Annotated in this window: 15 protein-coding genes; 3 read left to right on the top strand and 12 right to left on the bottom strand. The window is 65.7% G+C overall.

Going from position 1 to position 16732, the window contains the following annotated elements; translation table 11 throughout:
- Window position 1: 1 nt before the first annotated feature.
- Together FG486_RS05625 and FG486_RS05620 are read left to right on the top strand one after the other, a co-directional pair.
- Window positions 2-1879, top strand: a complete 1878-nt coding sequence (locus FG486_RS05625) for a hydantoinase B/oxoprolinase family protein (RefSeq protein WP_181266745.1) — start codon at window positions 2-4, stop codon at window positions 1877-1879.
- A gap of 12 nt (window positions 1880-1891) precedes the next feature.
- Entirely contained in the window at window positions 1892-3103 is a 1212-nt protein-coding gene (locus tag FG486_RS05620) for a CaiB/BaiF CoA transferase family protein (RefSeq protein ID WP_181266744.1), read from the top strand.
- Window positions 3104-3228: 125 nt separating this feature from the next.
- On the opposite strand, the gene FG486_RS05615 is transcribed toward FG486_RS05620, so the two are convergent.
- The 4 genes from FG486_RS05615 to FG486_RS05600 form a co-directional block, all read right to left on the bottom strand.
- Window positions 3229-3861, bottom strand: a complete 633-nt coding sequence (locus FG486_RS05615; protein WP_066285154.1) for an isochorismatase family protein — start codon at window positions 3859-3861, stop codon at window positions 3229-3231.
- A 64-nt stretch (window positions 3862-3925) separates the two neighbouring features.
- Window positions 3926-5269 (bottom strand): oxygen-independent coproporphyrinogen III oxidase, encoded by a 1344-nt coding sequence (hemN, locus tag FG486_RS05610; protein ID WP_181266743.1) that lies wholly within the window; start codon window positions 5267-5269, stop codon window positions 3926-3928.
- 85 nt (window positions 5270-5354) lie between these two features.
- Entirely contained in the window at window positions 5355-7163 is a 1809-nt protein-coding gene (locus tag FG486_RS05605; protein WP_181266742.1) for a methyl-accepting chemotaxis protein, read from the bottom strand.
- Between the two features lie 220 nt (window positions 7164-7383).
- Window positions 7384-9189: a methyl-accepting chemotaxis protein gene (locus tag FG486_RS05600; RefSeq protein ID WP_181266741.1), complete on the bottom strand. Its 1806-nt coding sequence runs from the start codon at window positions 9187-9189 to the stop codon at window positions 7384-7386.
- A gap of 600 nt (window positions 9190-9789) precedes the next feature.
- Between FG486_RS05600 and FG486_RS05595 the strand changes: the two genes are divergently transcribed.
- Window positions 9790-10320, top strand: coding sequence for a low temperature-induced protein (locus FG486_RS05595; RefSeq protein WP_181266740.1), 531 nt, complete (start codon window positions 9790-9792; stop codon window positions 10318-10320).
- 59 nt (window positions 10321-10379) lie between these two features.
- Here FG486_RS05595 and FG486_RS05590 read toward each other — a convergent pair whose 3' ends face one another.
- Genes FG486_RS05590 through ccoO form a run of 8 tightly spaced genes read right to left on the bottom strand, consistent with a single transcriptional unit; the run spans window position 10380 to window position 16724 of the window.
- Window positions 10380-10640: a hypothetical protein gene (locus tag FG486_RS05590; RefSeq protein WP_181266739.1), complete on the bottom strand. Its 261-nt coding sequence runs from the start codon at window positions 10638-10640 to the stop codon at window positions 10380-10382.
- Window positions 10637-10801 (bottom strand): cbb3-type cytochrome oxidase assembly protein CcoS, encoded by a 165-nt coding sequence (ccoS, locus tag FG486_RS05585; RefSeq protein ID WP_181266738.1) that lies wholly within the window; start codon window positions 10799-10801, stop codon window positions 10637-10639. The genes FG486_RS05590 and ccoS overlap by 4 nt, the downstream gene beginning before the upstream one ends.
- Entirely contained in the window at window positions 10798-12924 is a 2127-nt protein-coding gene (locus FG486_RS05580; RefSeq protein ID WP_181266890.1) for a heavy metal translocating P-type ATPase, read from the bottom strand. The genes ccoS and FG486_RS05580 overlap by 4 nt, the downstream gene beginning before the upstream one ends.
- Window positions 12925-12929: 5 nt before the next feature.
- On the bottom strand, window positions 12930-13400 hold the full coding sequence (locus tag FG486_RS05575; protein WP_181266737.1) for a FixH family protein: 471 nt from the start codon (window positions 13398-13400) through the stop codon (window positions 12930-12932).
- 2 nt (window positions 13401-13402) lie between these two features.
- On the bottom strand, window positions 13403-14854 hold the full coding sequence (gene ccoG, locus FG486_RS05570; RefSeq protein ID WP_181266736.1) for a cytochrome c oxidase accessory protein CcoG: 1452 nt from the start codon (window positions 14852-14854) through the stop codon (window positions 13403-13405).
- A complete protein-coding gene (gene ccoP, locus FG486_RS05565; RefSeq protein ID WP_181266735.1) occupies window positions 14847-15776 on the bottom strand; it encodes a cytochrome-c oxidase, cbb3-type subunit III in 930 nt (309 codons plus the stop codon). The genes ccoG and ccoP overlap by 8 nt, the downstream gene beginning before the upstream one ends.
- Complete coding sequence (locus FG486_RS05560; protein WP_023838412.1) at window positions 15769-15927, bottom strand: cbb3-type cytochrome c oxidase subunit 3; 159 nt, start codon at window positions 15925-15927, stop codon at window positions 15769-15771. The genes ccoP and FG486_RS05560 overlap by 8 nt, the downstream gene beginning before the upstream one ends.
- On the bottom strand, window positions 15924-16724 hold the full coding sequence (gene ccoO / locus FG486_RS05555; protein WP_181266734.1) for a cytochrome-c oxidase, cbb3-type subunit II: 801 nt from the start codon (window positions 16722-16724) through the stop codon (window positions 15924-15926). Before ccoO ends, FG486_RS05560 begins: the two co-directional genes overlap by 4 nt.
- Between the last annotated feature and the right edge of the window lie 8 nt (window positions 16725-16732).

Genomic DNA, 16732 nt, shown 5'->3' with positions numbered 1-16732 from the left:
CATGCCCGCGACCATCATCCAGAGCGACACCACCCCGTTCGAGAAGAAGGCGATCGATCCGGTCACGCTCGACATCATCGAAAACGCCCTGCGCAATGCGCGGATCGAGATGGACGCGACGCTCGTGCGCACCGCCATGTCGCCCGGCATCCGCGAACAGGGCGATGCCTTTCCGCTGATCGCCGACCATGAAGGCCGGATGATCGTAGGCCAGTTCGGCAGCTTCATCGGTGGCTTTCTTGAAGGCTATAACGGCACGCTCGAGGACGGCGACATGATCTTCCTGTCCGACCCCTATTCGGTCGGCGGCGCGATCAGCCATTGCAACGACTGGCTGGTGCTGCTGCCGGTGTTCAAGGACGGCCGCCTGCTCGCCTATACCGCGATGTTCGGCCATCAGAGCGATATCGGCGGCAAGGTCCCCGGATCGATGCCGATCGACGCGACCAACATCTTCCAGGAAGGCGTACGCATTCCGCCGGTGAAGATCTGGAAGAAGGGCGTGTACAACGAGGATCTGGTCAAGCTGGTGCTGCACCAGAGCCGCACGCCCGCCTGGTGCGCAGCGGACCTGAACGCGCTGATCGCCTCGTGCCGTGTCGCCGCGCGCCGCGTGATCGAGATGAGCGAGCGCTTCGGCGTCGATACCTATGTCTCGGCGACGCAGGAACTGCTCGCGCGCAACCACCGCGCGATGAAGACCTTGCTCGCCCAGGCGATCAGCGAGGAGCCGGTGAGCTTCGAGGATTATATCTGCGACGACGGCATGGGCTATGGCCCGTACAAGCTCAAGTGCACGATGTGGCGCGAAGGCGATACCGTCATTCTCGATTTCGACGGCACCGATCCGCAGAGCCAAGCCTCGATCAATTTCCTGCTCAACGAGAACATGTTCAAGATGTTCTTCGGCATCTACATGATCATGGTCTTCGACCCGCAAATCCTGTTCAACGATGGCTTCTACGACCTGATCGAGGTGCGCATTCCGGAAGGATCGCTGCTGAAGCCGCGTTATCCCGCCGCGCTTTCGGGCCGCACCCATGCGCTGGGCCGGATCTTCGACATCCTCGGCGGATTGCTCGGTCAGAAGACGCCCGAATTCCTCAACGCCGCCGGGTTCTCGTCGAGTCCGCACCTGTTCTATGCGGGGACAGACAAGAAGGGCGACTGGTTCCAGCTGTTCCAGATCGGCTTTGGCGGCATTCCGGGCCGTCCGATGGGCGATGGCCCCGACGGTCATTCGCTCTGGCCGGGCTTCACCAACGTGCCCAACGAGTTTCTGGAGCGCTATTTCCCGCTGGTCATCGAACGCTACGAGACCGTGGCGGACTCGGGCGGCGCGGGGCTGCATCGCGGCGGCAATGGCATCGTCATGACCTATCGTTTCCTCGAGCCGGGCGTCATCGCCATTCATGACGACCGCTGGTTCGTGCCGCCCTGGGGCGTCAATGGCGGCAAGCCGGGCGCCCGCGCGCGCAAGATCCTCGAAAAGCCCGACGGGTCGCAAACCATCGTCGGCAACAAGGTGGAGGATGTCGCCATCGAAGCGGGCGATGTCCTCCATTTCATCACCTGGGGCGGCGGCGGTTGGGGCGACCCGCTCGAGCGCGATCCAGAGCTGGTGGGCAAGGAAATCCGCCAGGGGCTGGTCACGCCTGCAGGGGCCAAGGCCTATGGCGTCGTCGCCGATGGCGAAGGCGTGGTCGATCTGGCCGCGACCGAGGCCCTGCGGGCGGAGATCCGTGCCGGTCGCGGCGACCTGCCGCTGTTCGATTACGGGCCTGGCATCGAGACCTTGCGCGCCAATTGCGAGGCCGAAACCGGGCTGCCTGCGCCGATCCAGCCGCGCTGGGCCAATTACGCCATTGCTGCAGAATAAGGGACGGATGAGATGAGCCAGGAAAACCGGGGGGCATTGGCCGGCATTCGTGTCGTCGAACTGGGGCAGTTGATTGCAGGCCCGTTCTGCGGCCAGCTGCTCGGCGACATGGGCGCGGAAGTGATCAAGGTCGAACCCCCGGCCGTCGACGGAAAAGGCGGCGGCGACCCCATGCGGAACTGGGGCCATGGCGAGCACAAATTGTGGTGGGAGGTCGTCTCGCGCAACAAGAAGTCGGTGAGCGCCAATCTGCGTATCGCCGAAGGGCAGGAGGTCGTGCGCAAGCTTGCCGCGCATGCCGACATCCTGATCGAGAATTTCAAGCCCGGCACGATCGAGAAATGGGGGCTGGGGCCCGATGCGCTGCACGCCATCAACCCGCGCCTGATCATCGTGCGCGTCTCCGGCTATGGTCAGACCGGGCCCTATTCGAGCCGTGCGGGCTTTGGCGGCATTGGCGAGGCGATGGGCGGATGGCGCGCGATCGTCGGCGATCCCGACCGTCCCCCCAGCCGCATGGGCGTGTCGATCGGCGACAGCCTGGCGGCGACCTATGGCTGCATGGGGGCGCTCGCTGCGCTGCATGCGCGCGAACGCACCGGCAAGGGCCAGGTCGTCGACAGCGCGCTGTACGAGGCGGTGCTGCAGGTGATGGAAAGCCTGGTGCCCGAATATATGGTCAGCGGCCATGTCCGCAAACGCACCGGATCGATCCTCGAAGGCATCGCGCCCAGCAACGTGTACCAGTGCAGCGACGGTGAATATCTGATCGGTGCCAATCAGGACGCGGTGTTCGCGCGGCTGTGCCAGGCGATGGGGCGACCCGAGCTTGCGACCGATCCGCGCTATGTCAGCCATGTCGCGCGTGGGCAGAACCAGAAGGAGCTCGATGACCTGATCGAGGCCTGGACGAGGACGCTGACCGTCGCCGAGGTCGAGGCACTGATGATCGAGTACAGCGTGCCCGCAGGCAGGATCTACGGTGCGGCGGACATGCTGGCGGACGAGCATTTCAAGGCGCGCGAGGCGCTGGTCGAGGTCGACAGCCCGCGCTGGGGCAAGTTCGCCATGCAGAACAGCTTTCCCAAGCTGTCCGACACGCCGAGCTCCATCCGCAGCCTCGCCCCGCAGAGCATCGGCGAGCATAATGACGAGATCTATGGGACATTGCTCGGCATGGACCAGCAGACGATCGACAATCTGAAGGCGGCCGGCGCGATCTGATCCAGCCAAGTTGCTCCGTCATTCCCACGAAAGCGGGAATCCCGCTTCTTTCTGTACCTTGCGTACATGCGGGACCCCCGCCTTCGCCGGGGTGACGGAAAAGGGACAGGCAGGCGTAACCTCGCTCAGCCCTTCAGCCCTGCCAGATAGTCGAGCGCCTCGCCCTCGCGCACGACATCGGCATATTTGGCGTCCATATCGAACAGGTTCGCCTCGTGCGGCGCCTGGTGCCGGTCGCCGCAGGCATCGGCGATGACGATCGGGATGAAGCCATGGCTCGACGTGTCGACACAGGTCGCGCGCACGCAGCCGCTGGTCGAAAGCCCGGTGAGCAGCACCGTATCGACGCCCATCGCGGTCAGCGTCGCGGCGAGCGACGTGCCGAAAAACGCGCTCGGATATTGCTTGGAGATCACCAGCTCGTCGGCGTTCGGCTCCAGCCCCTGCGGCCATGCGCCCATCGGTGATCCTGCCTTGAACACCGCGAGCAGCGGCGTCTTCTGCTTGAAGCGGCCGCCATCGACCATGCTGGGGTGATAGACGACGTTGGTGTAGATGATCGGGATGCCCGCCGCACGGGCAGCATCGCGCACCCGGATCGCGCTCGCCAGCGCATCCTCGACGCCGGCATAGAGCGGACATTCCGGATCGAAATAGGCTTGGACGAAATCGATCAGCAGCAGGGCGGGGCGGTGGCCGAAGCCGATGCGGTTGCCGAACACGCCCGCATAGTTCGATGCCGCTTGCGATTCCGTCATGGCCAGACCCCCTTTGCCGCCGTTCCCTGCTGATTCGCGGATGCGCTGTCTTAAGGGGCCAAGCTCAACAGGCTGGCGCGGCGGAATGCAAGCGCTGGGCTCCGCCATGCGGATGAATTTGCCCGCGAAAACCGTCGAACTGCGCAGCGATCACCCGCGCATAAGGTTCCGAACCCTGGGCCAGCACGAGGTCGTGATCCTCCCAGAAAAGGAGCCCGCGCCGTTCGAACTCGGTCAGGACGGCGCGGGCAGTAGGGAGGAACTCGTCGTTCAGGCTCGCGCGGCCACGGCAGAGCAGCGCGTTGATGATATCGCCGCGGCGGATGTCGTCGGCATTGAGTGCGACACCGCGCGTCGGCGTCAGCCGGCCTTCGCCCACCAGCTTGCGATAGGGGCCCGCATTCTTCTCGTTCTGCACGATCAGGTCAGGAAAGATGCTGATCGCGCTGGCACCGAAGCCCAGCAATGTCGACGCACCATCGTGCGTGAAGCCCTGGAAATTGCGGTTTACCCGGCCTTCGCGTGCCGCGGCGGCTAGCGGATCGCCGGGCAGCGCGAAGTGGTCGAATCCGACCGGCACATAGCCGGCCTGGGTCAGGGTCAGATAGCCATAGGCCGCCTGCTCGAACCGCTCGCGATCGTCGGGCAGGTCGCGCGCATCGATCCGCTTCTGCCGCGGGATCATGTCGGGCAGATGCGCATAGCCGAACAGCGCGATGCGGCTGGGCGCAAGCCGGATCGTCTGCTGCAGCGTCGCGTCGAGATCGTCGAGATGCTGGCCGGGCAGGCCGTACATCAGGTCGAAATTGATCGCATCGATGCCGCGCATGCGCAGCGAGGTCATCGCGGTCTCGATATGGTCGAGCGGCTGGATGCGGCCGATCGCCGCCTGGATGTGCGGCGCGAAGGTCTGCACCCCCATGCTCACCCGGCTGACCCGCGACGAGGCGAGAACCAGCGCCCATTCGGAGGTGAAATTGCGCGGGTCGATCTCGATCGACACCTCGGGGCGCGAGCAGTCGAACACCGTCATGATCCGGTCGAGCAGCCGGACGAACTCGACCGGCGCGATCGCATTGGGGCTGCCGCCGCCAAAGGCGATATGCTGGACGCGTCCGCGCCCGCCCAGCCTTTTGGCCACCATCGCGATCTCGGCACGCAGCGCGGTGAGATAATCGGTCAGCCGGTGCTTGCGGTTGGCAGCGCCGGTGTTGCAGCCGCAATACCAGCAGATCTGCTCGCAATAGGGTATGTGGACATAGAGCGAGAGAGGGGCCCCCGATTCCACCGCATCGAGCGCGCGCATATAATGCTGAGCCCCCACATCCTCGCCGAAATCGGCAGCGGTGGGATAGCTCGTATAGCGCGGCACAGGGCGGCTGAGCAGATCGGGGTGATATGTCCACATGCCCGCAGATTATGCCGCTTCAGGCCAGGCAACATTGATGGAGGTCAAAGTTCCCTGAAAGACCTTCGCACCGCGCCGAATTCGGTCAGAAGCTTGCCCAGTTCGCATCGTCGGGATCGGCCTTCAGCGCCAGATTGCCGGCCACCGGGGCGGGGCGATGCTTGGGCGGCGCGGCGCGCGGGGCTGGCTGTCTGGTGCGGTGGCCGGTGTCGAAGCCCTCGACCAGCCGGGCGAGGTCGTTGGCCTCGTCAGCCAGGCTGCGCGCGGCGGCGTTGGACTGTTCGACCATCGCGGCATTCTGCTGCGTCATCTTGTCCATGTCGCTCACCGCCTGGTTGACCTGCTGCAGGCGCAGTGCCTGGGCCTGGGCGGAATCGGCGATCTCGGCGATGCGGTCGTTGATCGCGGCGACCCGCTCGCCGATGCGGGTCAGCACGGTGCCGGTTTCGTCGACCAGCGCCACGCCTTCGGCCACCGATGCGTGCGATGCGCCGATCAATGCCTTGATGTCGCTGGCGGCATCGGCCGAGCGCTGCGCAAGCGCCCGGACCTCGTTGGCGACGACCGCAAAGCCCTTGCCCGATTCGCCTGCGCGCGCGGCTTCGACACCTGCGTTGAGCGCGAGCAGGTTGGTCTGGAAGGCGATACCGTCGATCACGTCAATGATGCTGGTGATCTCGCTCGACGACTTCTGGATTTGTCCCATGGCTTGGACCGCGCGGGTGACGACGATGCCGCCCTCGGTCGCGCTGCCATGCGCGTCGGAGACCTGCTCGCCGACCTCGCGGGCATTCCTGGCGGTCTGCTGCACCATGCCGGTGACCTCGCGCATGGCCGCTGCGCTTTCCTCGATATTCGCCGCCTGCTGCTCGGTGCGCTGGGCGAGATCGCCCGAGGCCGAGCGGATTTCGGCGGAGCCATTGAGCACATTGCCGGCCGAAGCGGCGGTGCGGGTGACCACCGCGCACAACGTCTCGGTCGCGCTGTTGAAGCTGATTCGCAGCGGTTCGAACTCGGGCGGGAAGCTGGCGGTGATGCGATAGGCAAGGTTGCGGCTGGCCAGCGCCTCGAGCCCCATGGTGAGCTCGCGCACCACGCCGGCCTGGACGTCGGCGGCAAGGCAGGCCTGTGACGATTTGCGGAAGACTTCGATCGCGCGCATCATGTCGGCTATCTCGTCTACCGGCTTGTCGAGCCTGGCCTCGGCCTTGAGATCGCCCTCGGCCATGCGCCACATGACCGCGGAAACGGCCTTCAATGGATCGACCAGATGGCGGCGCAGCAGCAGATTGGCGGCGGTCAACACCAGCAGCAGGACAAGCCCCGCCACCGCCATCGCGACAAAGGCCATGGTGACATAGCTGTCGCCGGTCTGCCGGGTCGCGGCCTGATAGACGGCGGTCTGCTCGACCAGCTGGTCGATCTCGCGCCGGTGATCGGCATAGGCAGCAGCAAGCCGCGCGACGCTCTGCCGGGCGGCGACCTCGTCGCCGCGTTTCAGGCTGGGCAGGAAACGCAGTTCGAGCTCGGTATAGAAGCGGCGGGCAGGCGCATCGACCTTGTGGACCTGGGCCTTCAGGTCATCGGGCAGGGTGGATGCGGCCCAGTGCTTCTGACGCGCGTCGAATTCGCCATGCAGCTTCTTCAGCCGTGCCGCATGATGGTCGAGCCGCTGTGGCTCGGCCATCGCGAGCCGCGCTTCGAGATAGGATTCGAGGATATAGACCGGAGGCGGCAGGATATCGGCGACCAGATCGGACGCCTGCTGGTTGTCGTTCGAGATCGGGCCGCCGACGCTGATCGTGGCCATCGCTGCGCCGACGAATAGCGCGGTCGCTGCCAGGGTTGCGAAAATGACGCCGGTGCCTGCCAGCGTGGCCTTGCCGATCTGCATCTGTCCTGCCCTTTCGCGCCAGCCAGATCGCCCGGTCCCCGCGTCAATCGAGAGCCGTGAGATGGGTGTCGGCCTTCCCACAAGGCCGTCTGGAATAGCGAATGAGCAGAAGCGTCGCGCAAAGCGCTGAATTTAAGGTTAATGCCGAATTATGCTTGAGTAACAATGAATAGAACTGATCCTGGATCGAGGCATGACCTCCGGTCTATCTCTGGCCGGTTCAACAATTCGCCCAGGCGCCGTCATCGGACTTGAGGGCAAGATTGCCCGAAGTCACCGGCAGGCGATGAGCTGCGCGTCTTTGCGCATTTGCTGCTGCGGCGTGTGGCCGACCGGTTTCAAAGGCTTCGACCAGCGTCGCCAGTTCGCTCGCTTCATCTGCCAGGCTGCGTGCGGCAGCGTTCGATTGTTCGACCATGGCGGCATTCTGCTGCGTCATCTTGTCCATGTCGCCGACCGCGATATTGACCTGCTGCAACCGCACTGCCTGCATCTGTGCGGAGTCCGCGATATCGGCAATGCGCGCGTTGATCGTCGCCACGCGCTCGCCGATCTGCAGCAGGACCGCGCCGGTCTCGTCGACCAGCGCCACGCCTTCGGCCACCGACTGGTGCGACGTGGTGATCAGGTCCTTGATGTCATGCGCTGCGTCGGCGGAGCGCTGGGCGAGCGCGCGCACCTCGTTGGCGACCACGGCAAAGCCCTTGCCTGCCTCGCCCGCGCGCGCCGCCTCGACCCCGGCGTTGAGCGCGAGCAGGTTGGTCTGGAAGGCGATGCCGTCGATCACGTCGATGATGCTGGTGATCTGGCTCGCCGATTTCTGGATGCTGTCCATCGCCGCCACCGCGCGCGCGACCACCTTGCCGCCATCGGCAGCGCTCGCATGCGCTTCGGAAATGTCGCGGCCGACATCGGTCGCGTTGCGCGCGGTCTGGTGCACCATCTCGGTGACTTCGCGCATCGCGGCAGCACTTTCCTCCAGATTGGCGGCCTGCTGCTCGGTGCGCTGGGCGAGATCGTTCGAGGCGGAGCGGATCTCCGCCGCGCCGTTCAGCACATGGCCGGCCGATGCGACGCTATGGCTCAGGACCTCGGCCAGCTCTGCCATGGTCTGGTTGAAGCTGGTGCGCAGTGCTTCATACTCTTCGGGGAAACGCGCGTCGATTCGACGGGTCAGCTGCTTGGCAGCGAGCGCGTCCAGCCCGCCGGTCAGCTCGCGGACGATGAACGCCTGTTTCTGCTCGGCGGCGAGCCGCGACCGCGAGGCTTCGCGGAAGACCTCGATCGCGGCGATCATGTCGGCGATCTCGTCGACCGGCTTGTCGACCTCGGCCCGCGCGTCGAGATCGCCGCCCGCCATCCGCCGCATGGCATCGGCGACCGATTTGAGCGGAGTGATTGCATAGCGCGACAGCAGCCCATTGGCGGCTGCGAGCACCAGTGCAAGGATGAGCCCCGCCAGCGCCATGCTCCAATACGCAAAGCTGGCCTGAGCCGCGCCAGCTTCGCGCGTTTCAGCCTGATAGGCGGACGTCTGCTCGACCAACTCGTCGATTTCGCGGCGATGCGCGGCATAGGCGCGGCCCAAGGCATCGATGCTGGCCGATGCCGCCGCCATGTCGCCGCGCTTCAGGCTCGGGAGAAAGCGGCTTTCGACCTCTGCAAAGAACTGTTGCGCTGGCGCATCCACCCTGTTCAGCTGCGCCTTGAGCGGATCGGGCAGGGTCGAGGCGGTCCAGTGCGCCTGGCGGGTCTCATATTCGCCCTGCAGTTTTGCCAGTCGATCGGCATGGCGCCGCATCGCGCGCGGCTCGACCATCGCAAGGCGCGCTTCCAGGTAGGATTCCAGGATATAGACGGGCGGCGGCAGGATATCGGCGACCAGATCCGATGCCTGCTGGTTTGCGGCAACGACGGGGCCGCCGACACTGATCGTGCCTAGCGCCGTGCCGACATAGAGCGCCGCGACAGCAACGGTGGAGAAGATGACTGCGGACCCGATAAGTGTTGCCTTTTTCAGATCCATCGTCCGCGCTCCTATCATTGGCGACCCGGCGCACGCACAAACGATTGCGAACACCGTTGCAATAAGCTTCGATCCCCCTGTTTTGGGGGTGGCCTCCCGTACGACCGGACTGCTCAAGCAATGGTTAACGACGGCCCTGTTCCGCAGCAGATCTGGACCGATCACCCCCTGTTTCAGGGGGGTGTGGCGTAAAGAAAGATTGACACAAACGGATCGCGGTAACGGCGCGGCCAACGATTGCAGATGCGGGACGTGCTTGCTTCAGCAGGCCAATAATCAATGTTTATCAATGTTTTTGTTGGCTGGTCGCGGCCAGCAGGGGTTGGCCTGCCGGTTGACGCAAACGACAAATCGAAATGGTTAACATCTTCAGATTTGGGTTAACGGCGCGCCTTTTGAAATGGAGTTGTAAATTTTGCGGGGACATGGCCGCAAACCCGCAGAAAAGCGCTGATTGGCGCAAATTTCCTCCGAATCGGATGTAATTCGCGCGAGAACCCAGCCAGGTCTCGTGCGCTCGCGACCCGTGCCAGGCGGGGAACGGACCCGTGCGTCGCCTCGTATGCTTCCTGTCGGGCCGGGTGACACAGGAGAAACCCCATGCATAACAGTTTTGTATCCGCCATTTTCGACAACGAGCGCCAGGCCGGACAGGCGGTCGAACAGCTCCGCACTGCAGGCGTGCCGGATAGCGCGATCTCGATCGTCGCCAGATCGGACAATGGCAAGGCCACCACCACCGATGGGGCGGGTGAAGAGCAAACCCGGGACGTTCTGGGCACGGCCGCTGCGGGCGCAGGGCTGGGCGCGCTGTTCGGTATTGCTGCGCTCGCCATTCCCGGGGTCGGACCGTTCATAGCCGCCGGCGCGATAGCCGAGGCCGCCATTGGCGGCGCAGCGGTTACCGGGACTGTCGTGGGCGCTGCCGCTGGCGGATTGATCGGCGTGCTCACCAGCCATGGCGTCGACGAGGACGAGGCACGCTTCTATGAAGAGCGCATGACCCAGGGCGGCATCTTCGTTTCGGTCGATGCCGATTCCGCAGGTGTCTCGCCGATGCACGTGCGCGATATCCTGTTTGGCGCGGGCGGTTACAATTCCACCGGCGCGCGCAGCGGCACGCTTGCCTGACAAGACAGCGGATCAGGGCGGTGGCTGACAGTCACCGCCCTTGCATCGCTGCACGCGCCTCAGCAGTGCGAACCGGATTTGCCTGCAAGCCCCTTGGTGCGCCGGTCGGTCATGGCGTGACAGGCTTTCGCGCAATCGCCTTGCTTTTTCGGCAGGCCGTCGTCGCGTTCGGGAATGACGATCGTCGTCGTTCCGCCATTGCAATTCTCCATGACCAGCACCCGCCCCTGCGCGCGGGCAAGCGGGGCGTTGACCAGCGCAAGCGCCACCAGGAGCGCGCAGAGCGAGGCCATTCCGCCGGGCCGGCGCAGCGCGTTCATGGCTGCATCCGAGAGCGGTCGGCCTCGTCCTCGACCAGAATGCGCAGCGCTGCGCCATCCATGTCTTCATACTGACCGCCCTGGACCGACCAGAAGAACGCCCCCAGGCCCAGTAGCCCGAGGCAGAGGGCGATGGGGATCAGCAACAGCAGGCCGTTCATTTCAGGGATCCCTTGAGACGCAGCGCGTTGCCCACCACGATCAGCGACGATCCCGACATGGCGATCGCGGCGACCAGCGGCGTGACCAGTCCGGCAAAGGCCAGCGGCACCGCGATGACATTGTATCCGATCGCCAGCGCGAAATTCTGGCGAACGATGGCCTGGGTGCGGCGGGCCATGCGGATGGTGTCGACCACGGGCATCAGCCGATCGCCCATGAAGATACAGTCCGAAGCGTTCTTGCCGACATCACTGGCCGATCCGGGGGCCATCGAGGCGTGGCCGGCGGCGAGCGCGGGGCCATCGTTCAACCCGTCGCCGATCATCAGCACCTTGTGGCCCGCGCCGCTGCTCCGCGCGATGGCGGCGAGCTTGTCCTGCGGGCTGAGCCCAGTCATCGCGGTAAGACCCAGCGTGCGCGCGACCGGAGCGACGGCTTCGGTGCGATCGCCCGATAGGATCATCGCATCGACCCCTTCGGCCCTCAGCGCCGTGATGGCTTCCACGGTATCGGGGCGCAGCGCATCGGCAAAGCGCACCAGCGCGACGGGATGCCCATCGATGCTCAGCTCGCTCGCCAGTTCGCTGCCCGCTTCCGGACCTTGCGGCCTGCCCAGTGTGACCGGCTGGCCCTGCCACAGCGCGGCGACGCCGAAACCGGGCGTTTCCTGGACTTCGTCGATCTGCGCGGCGTGTACGCCCTGCGCGGTCAGGTCGCGGGTAAGCGCAGCGCTGAGCGGATGGCGGCTCATCTGCGCCAGCGCCAGCAGTACCGGGCGATGCTCCGCCGCGATCTCGGCCAGATTGCTCGCGACCGGCCGGCCGAGCGTGAGCGTTCCGGTCTTGTCGATCAGCGCGCGGTCGATCTCGGCCATGCGCTCGAGCGCCGACCCGTCCTTGATCAGCACGCCGCGCTTCATCAGCGCGCCCGCCGCGACGATCTGCGCTGCGGGCACGGCGAGGCCGAGCGCGCAGGGGCAGGTGATGATCAACACCGCCACCGCGATCAGCAGCGCCTCGTGCCAACCTGCACCCGCGACCATCCATCCGGCAAAGGCGGTGAGCGCCAGCCCGTGCACCGCCGGGGCATAGAGCCGCGCGGCGCGGTCGGCGATGCGGACATAGCGCGACTTGCCCTGCGAGGCTTCACCCATCAGCCGGGCAATATCGGCGATCGCGGTATCGGTTCCGGCGGCGGTGACGCGCACGCGCACCGGCGCATCGATGTTGAGCGTGCCTGCATGCACCACATCATCGAGCGCCGCCTCCTGCGGCGCGCTCTCGCCGGTGAGCAGCGACAGGTCGATCCGGGTGCTGCCCTGGACGATCACGCCGTCGGCGGCGAGGCGCTCGCCGGCGGCCACCAGCATCACCATGCCGGGCTGCAGCGCAGTCGCATCGGTCCAGTGGGTGCTGCCATCTGGCCCGACGACCATCGCGCCGGTGCCCATGTTGCGCAGCAACGCGGTGACGCCGCCGCGCGCGCGATCGCGCATCACGCTGTCGAGCCAGCGGCCGCACAGCAGGAAGAACAGCAGCATCACCGCGCTGTCGAAATAGGCATGCGCGCCGTGGGTTGCGGTCTCGTACAGGCTGAGCGCGGTGGCGAGCGTCACGCCGATGCTGATCGGCACGTCCATATTGGTGTGGCCATGTTTCAGCGCGCGCCAGGCCGAGCGGAAGAAGGGCCGACCGGCATAGGCGATGGTCGGCAGCGCGATCAGCGCCGAAAGCCAGTGGAACAGGTCGCGCGTCACCCCGGTCGCGCCCGACCAGACCGAGACCGACAGCAGCATGATGTTCATCATCGCAAAGCCACTGACCGCGACCGCGCGCACCAGCTCCTTGCTCGTCGCCGCTTCGCCATCGACGTCCTTCGGCCCCTCGCCGATCGGGTGCGCCTCGAACCCCAATGAGGTGAACGCGCCGAGCAGGTCGGGCATTTCGGCATCGGCGGTATGCGCCAGGTGCACGCGCTTCTCGGTGAAGTTGACGCGCGCGCTCCGGATCCGGGCATCGCGCACCAGCCCCTGCTCGAGCTTGGAGATGCAGCCGGCGCAGCGGATATCGGGCACGGCAAAATCGCGCTCGATCAGCGCCGTGTCAGGCGCGAGACGGGTCATCACGTTCACTTGAGGTCCCTCCGATAGCGTGCCTCGTCGCCGCCATGGTGCACCGCGAGCTCGATCCGCCAGCGACCCTGGGGCAACATCCTGGTCGAGATCATCCCGCCCTGGCCGTCGCCGACCATGACCAGCGCCTGCGAGGGGAGGCGGCCGAGCGGGTGGTGGATCATCGCCTTGGCGCTTTCGATCGGAAGCTTCGCGTCCTCATGCGCCAATGTCACGCGGACATGCCGGGTGCGGTCGAGCCAGACCGAGGGCTGCCAGCCGAGCCGGTCCTGCGCCTCTGCCTTTGCGAGCAGCTCGTTATAGTGCTGGCTGGCGACATAGCTGTTGTCGACCACCGTGCCACCGAAGCTCGACAGCGCGAACCGGGCCATGGCGAAATTGACCGCCATCACGATCACGAAGAACCCGACGAGAATCGCGGTCATGTGCCAGCCGGTAAACGGGCGAGGGGCGGTACGCGTGGTCATTGCTAGGCCTCCGGACGGTCGAACTGGATGGTGTCGCTATCGCCGCGCGGGTCGCCATCCCGGCCTTGCGTCGCGATGGTGAAGTCCTGGCGCGCCGGCCCCTTGGCGGGCGCGGCGACGAACAGGCGGACGCGGGTGACGCTGTCGGGCGAGATGGTCATCTCGACCCGCTGGCTTGCCTTTTCGCGCGATCCGGTCTCGGTCCACAGCTGCGCGCCGGGCAGGCCGCTGACGCTGATCGCCACCTTACGCGGGCGGGCTTCCATGTTGCGCAGCTTGAGCGTGTAGTTGTTGCGGATCATGCCGTCGGACAGCTGGACATAGAGCGGGCTGCGCTCGTGCTGCACGGCCAGGTCGAGCCGGGTGCGCTGACCTAGCGTGAACAACATCGCGAGGCCGATCGCGCACCAGATGGCGAGATAGACCATCAGCCGCGGGCGCAGCAGCGTCTTGAGCACCGGCTGTGCGGTGCCGCCCGCGCGCTCCACCGCGACATCGTCGAGCGCGCAATAGTCGATCAGCCCGCGCGGGCGACCGACCTGCGCCATCACCTTGTCGCACGCGTCGATGCACAGCGCGCAGGTGATGCAGCCGATCTGCGGCCCGGTGCGGATGTCGATGCCGGTCGGGCAGACCGCGACGCACTGGTTGCAGTCGACGCAATCGCCGACGCTGCCCGGATGCGCGAGCGCGGTCTTCAGGCTGCCGCGCGGTTCGCCGCGCCAGTCCTTGTAGGTCACCAGCAGCGACTTTTCGTCCATCATCGCGGTCTGGATGCGCGGCCAAGGGCACATGTAGATGCACACCTGTTCGCGCATGAAACCGCCGAGCACGAAGGTCGTCGCGGTGAGCACGCCGACGGTCGCATAGGCGACATAAGCCGCCTCGCCGGTCCAGAATTCACGCGTGAGCGTGGGCGCATCGGCGAAATACATGATCCACGCGCCGCCGGTCCAGAAGGCGATGGCGAGATAGAGCCCGTATTTGAGCGCGCGCTTTCCGATCTTCTCCGCGGTCCACGGGCCGTTGGCGAGGCGGATCTGCGCATTGCGGTCGCCATCGATCAGCCGGTCGACATGCTGGAAAAGATCGGTCCAGACGGTCTGCGGGCAGGCATAGCCGCACCAGGCCCGGCCGACCGCGCTGGTCACCAGGAACAGCCCGATGCCCGCCATGATCAGCAGGCCCGCGACATAATAGAATTCGTGCGGCCAGATCTCGATCTGGAACATGTAGAAGCGGCGATTGGCCAGGTCGACGAGCACCGCCTGATCGGGCGCATAGGGCCCGCGATCCCAGCGGATCCACGGCGTCCCGTAATAGATCGCCAGGGTGACGGCCATGATCAGCCATTTCAGGCGTCGGAAATGGCCGTCCACCTTCTTGGGGTAGACGCCCTTGCGCGCGGCGTAGAGCGGGCCTTCGACGGTCGCAAGGGCGTCGGGGTTAGCCATTATCGGCCTCCCCTTTGGGCTGAGCGGTGAGGACAGGAGCGGGAGCGTCCTCTCCGCCGCCCAAAGAATGGACATAAGCGCTGAGCATCTTGATGGTCACCGCGTCGAGCTTGTCGTTCCAGCGCGGCATCACGCCGTTGCGCGGCGCGTAGATGGTCCTGGCGATCGCCTCGCGGCTGCCGCCATAGAGCCAGACCGCATCGGTCAGCTTGGGGCCGCCCAGTTCGCGAATGCCCTGGCCCGCGGGACCATGACAGGCGACGCAATTGGCCTCGAACAAGGCCGCACCGCGCGCCGAGGAGGCGCTGGGCTTTTCCTGGCGGCTGATGACGCGGACATGGCTGACTAGATCGTTGATCGCGGCGGCATCGAGAATGCCGTCCTTGCCGAAGGCGGGCATCATGTTGAGCCGCGTTTCGTCATGATCGGGGTTGCGGATGCCGTGCGTCAGCGTGGTCTCGATCGCGGCAAGGTCGCCGCCCCAGAGCCAGTCGTCATCGGTCAGGCTGGGATAGGCACCGACAACGCCCGCACCGCCCGCGCCATGACATTGCACGCAATGCACCTTGAAGGCGGCGCTGCCGCCCTGGATCGCGGCTTCGAGCAGTTCGGGCTTCGCGGCCAGATCGGTGATGGAGGTAGCGGCAATGGCCTTCGCGATCGGTGCGCGCTTGGCGTCCTGTGCGGCCAGCTCAGCCTTGAGGTCTCCCCGGCTCGACCATTCGAGCATGCCGCGCGTCGCGCTGTTGACCATCGGCCAGGCCGGGAACAGCACGACATAGACCGCCGCCCAGGCGATGGTCGCGTAGAAGGTCCACAGCCACCAGCGCGGCAGCGGGGTGTTCAGCTCCTCGATCCCGTCCCATTCATGGCCGACGGTGGCGGTGCCGGTGGGTTCGTCGATGCGGCTCTTGTCAGACATTGTCGTCTTCCCTGAAGATCATGTTGGCGGCGTCGTGATGGTGCTGGCGCGCGCCCTTGCGGAAGGGCCAGGCGATCAGGCCGATGAACAGCACGGTCATGGCGAGCAGGCCCCAGCTGTCAGCGAAGTGGCGCAGATCGTCATAGGTCATGGATTGGCTCCCTTCGGAGCGGCAGCGGCGACCTTGGCGGCCACGGGCGCATCGCCCTGATCCTGCGGCGCGGCCTTTTCGACATCGACCAAAGTACCCAGCATCTGCAGATAGGCGATCAGCGCATCCATCTCGGTGATCCGCGAAGGATCGCCGTCGAAATCGCGCACCTGCGCCTTGGGATAGCGCGCCTGCAATTCGGCAGCGCCCTCGGCATTGGGGTCGGCCTGCGCCTTCAAGTCGGCATTGGCGGCGGCGATCGCGGCCTTGCTGTACGGCACGCCGACCCGCGACAATGCGGTCAGGTCGTCGCTCATGTCGCCCGCATCGAGATCGCGCTCGGCGAGAAACGCATAAGGCGGCATGATCGATTCAGGCACCACGCTGCGCGGATCGGCGAGATGCGCGCGGTGCCACTCGTCCGAATAGCGCTTGCCGACGCGCGCCAGGTCGGGCCCGGTGCGCTTGGACCCCCATTGGAATGGGTGGTCGTACATGCTCTCGGCCGCCAGGCTGTAATGGCCATAGCGCTCGACCTCGTCGCGGAACGGACGGATCATCTGGCTGTGGCAGGTATAGCAGCCTTCGCGCATGTAGATGTTGCGCCCGGACAGCTCGAGCGGGGTATAGGGGCGCATCCCCTCGACCTTCTCGATCGTGTTGTCGATCCAGAAAAGCGGGGCGATCTCGACGATGCCGCCGACGACGACGGCGGCGAGCGCGCCCAGACCCAGCAGGGTGATGTTGCGTTCCAGCTTCTTGTGGCTGAAGCGCGGTTCGGCAATGGGTTCGGCCATGATCTTGG

The sequence above is a fragment of the Blastomonas ursincola genome, assembly GCF_013607875.1.
GTDB classification, from domain to species: domain Bacteria; phylum Pseudomonadota; class Alphaproteobacteria; order Sphingomonadales; family Sphingomonadaceae; genus Blastomonas; species Blastomonas ursincola.
The sequence above is the reverse complement of the archived record's forward strand: the minus strand, read 5'-3'. Positions and strand labels throughout refer to the sequence as shown.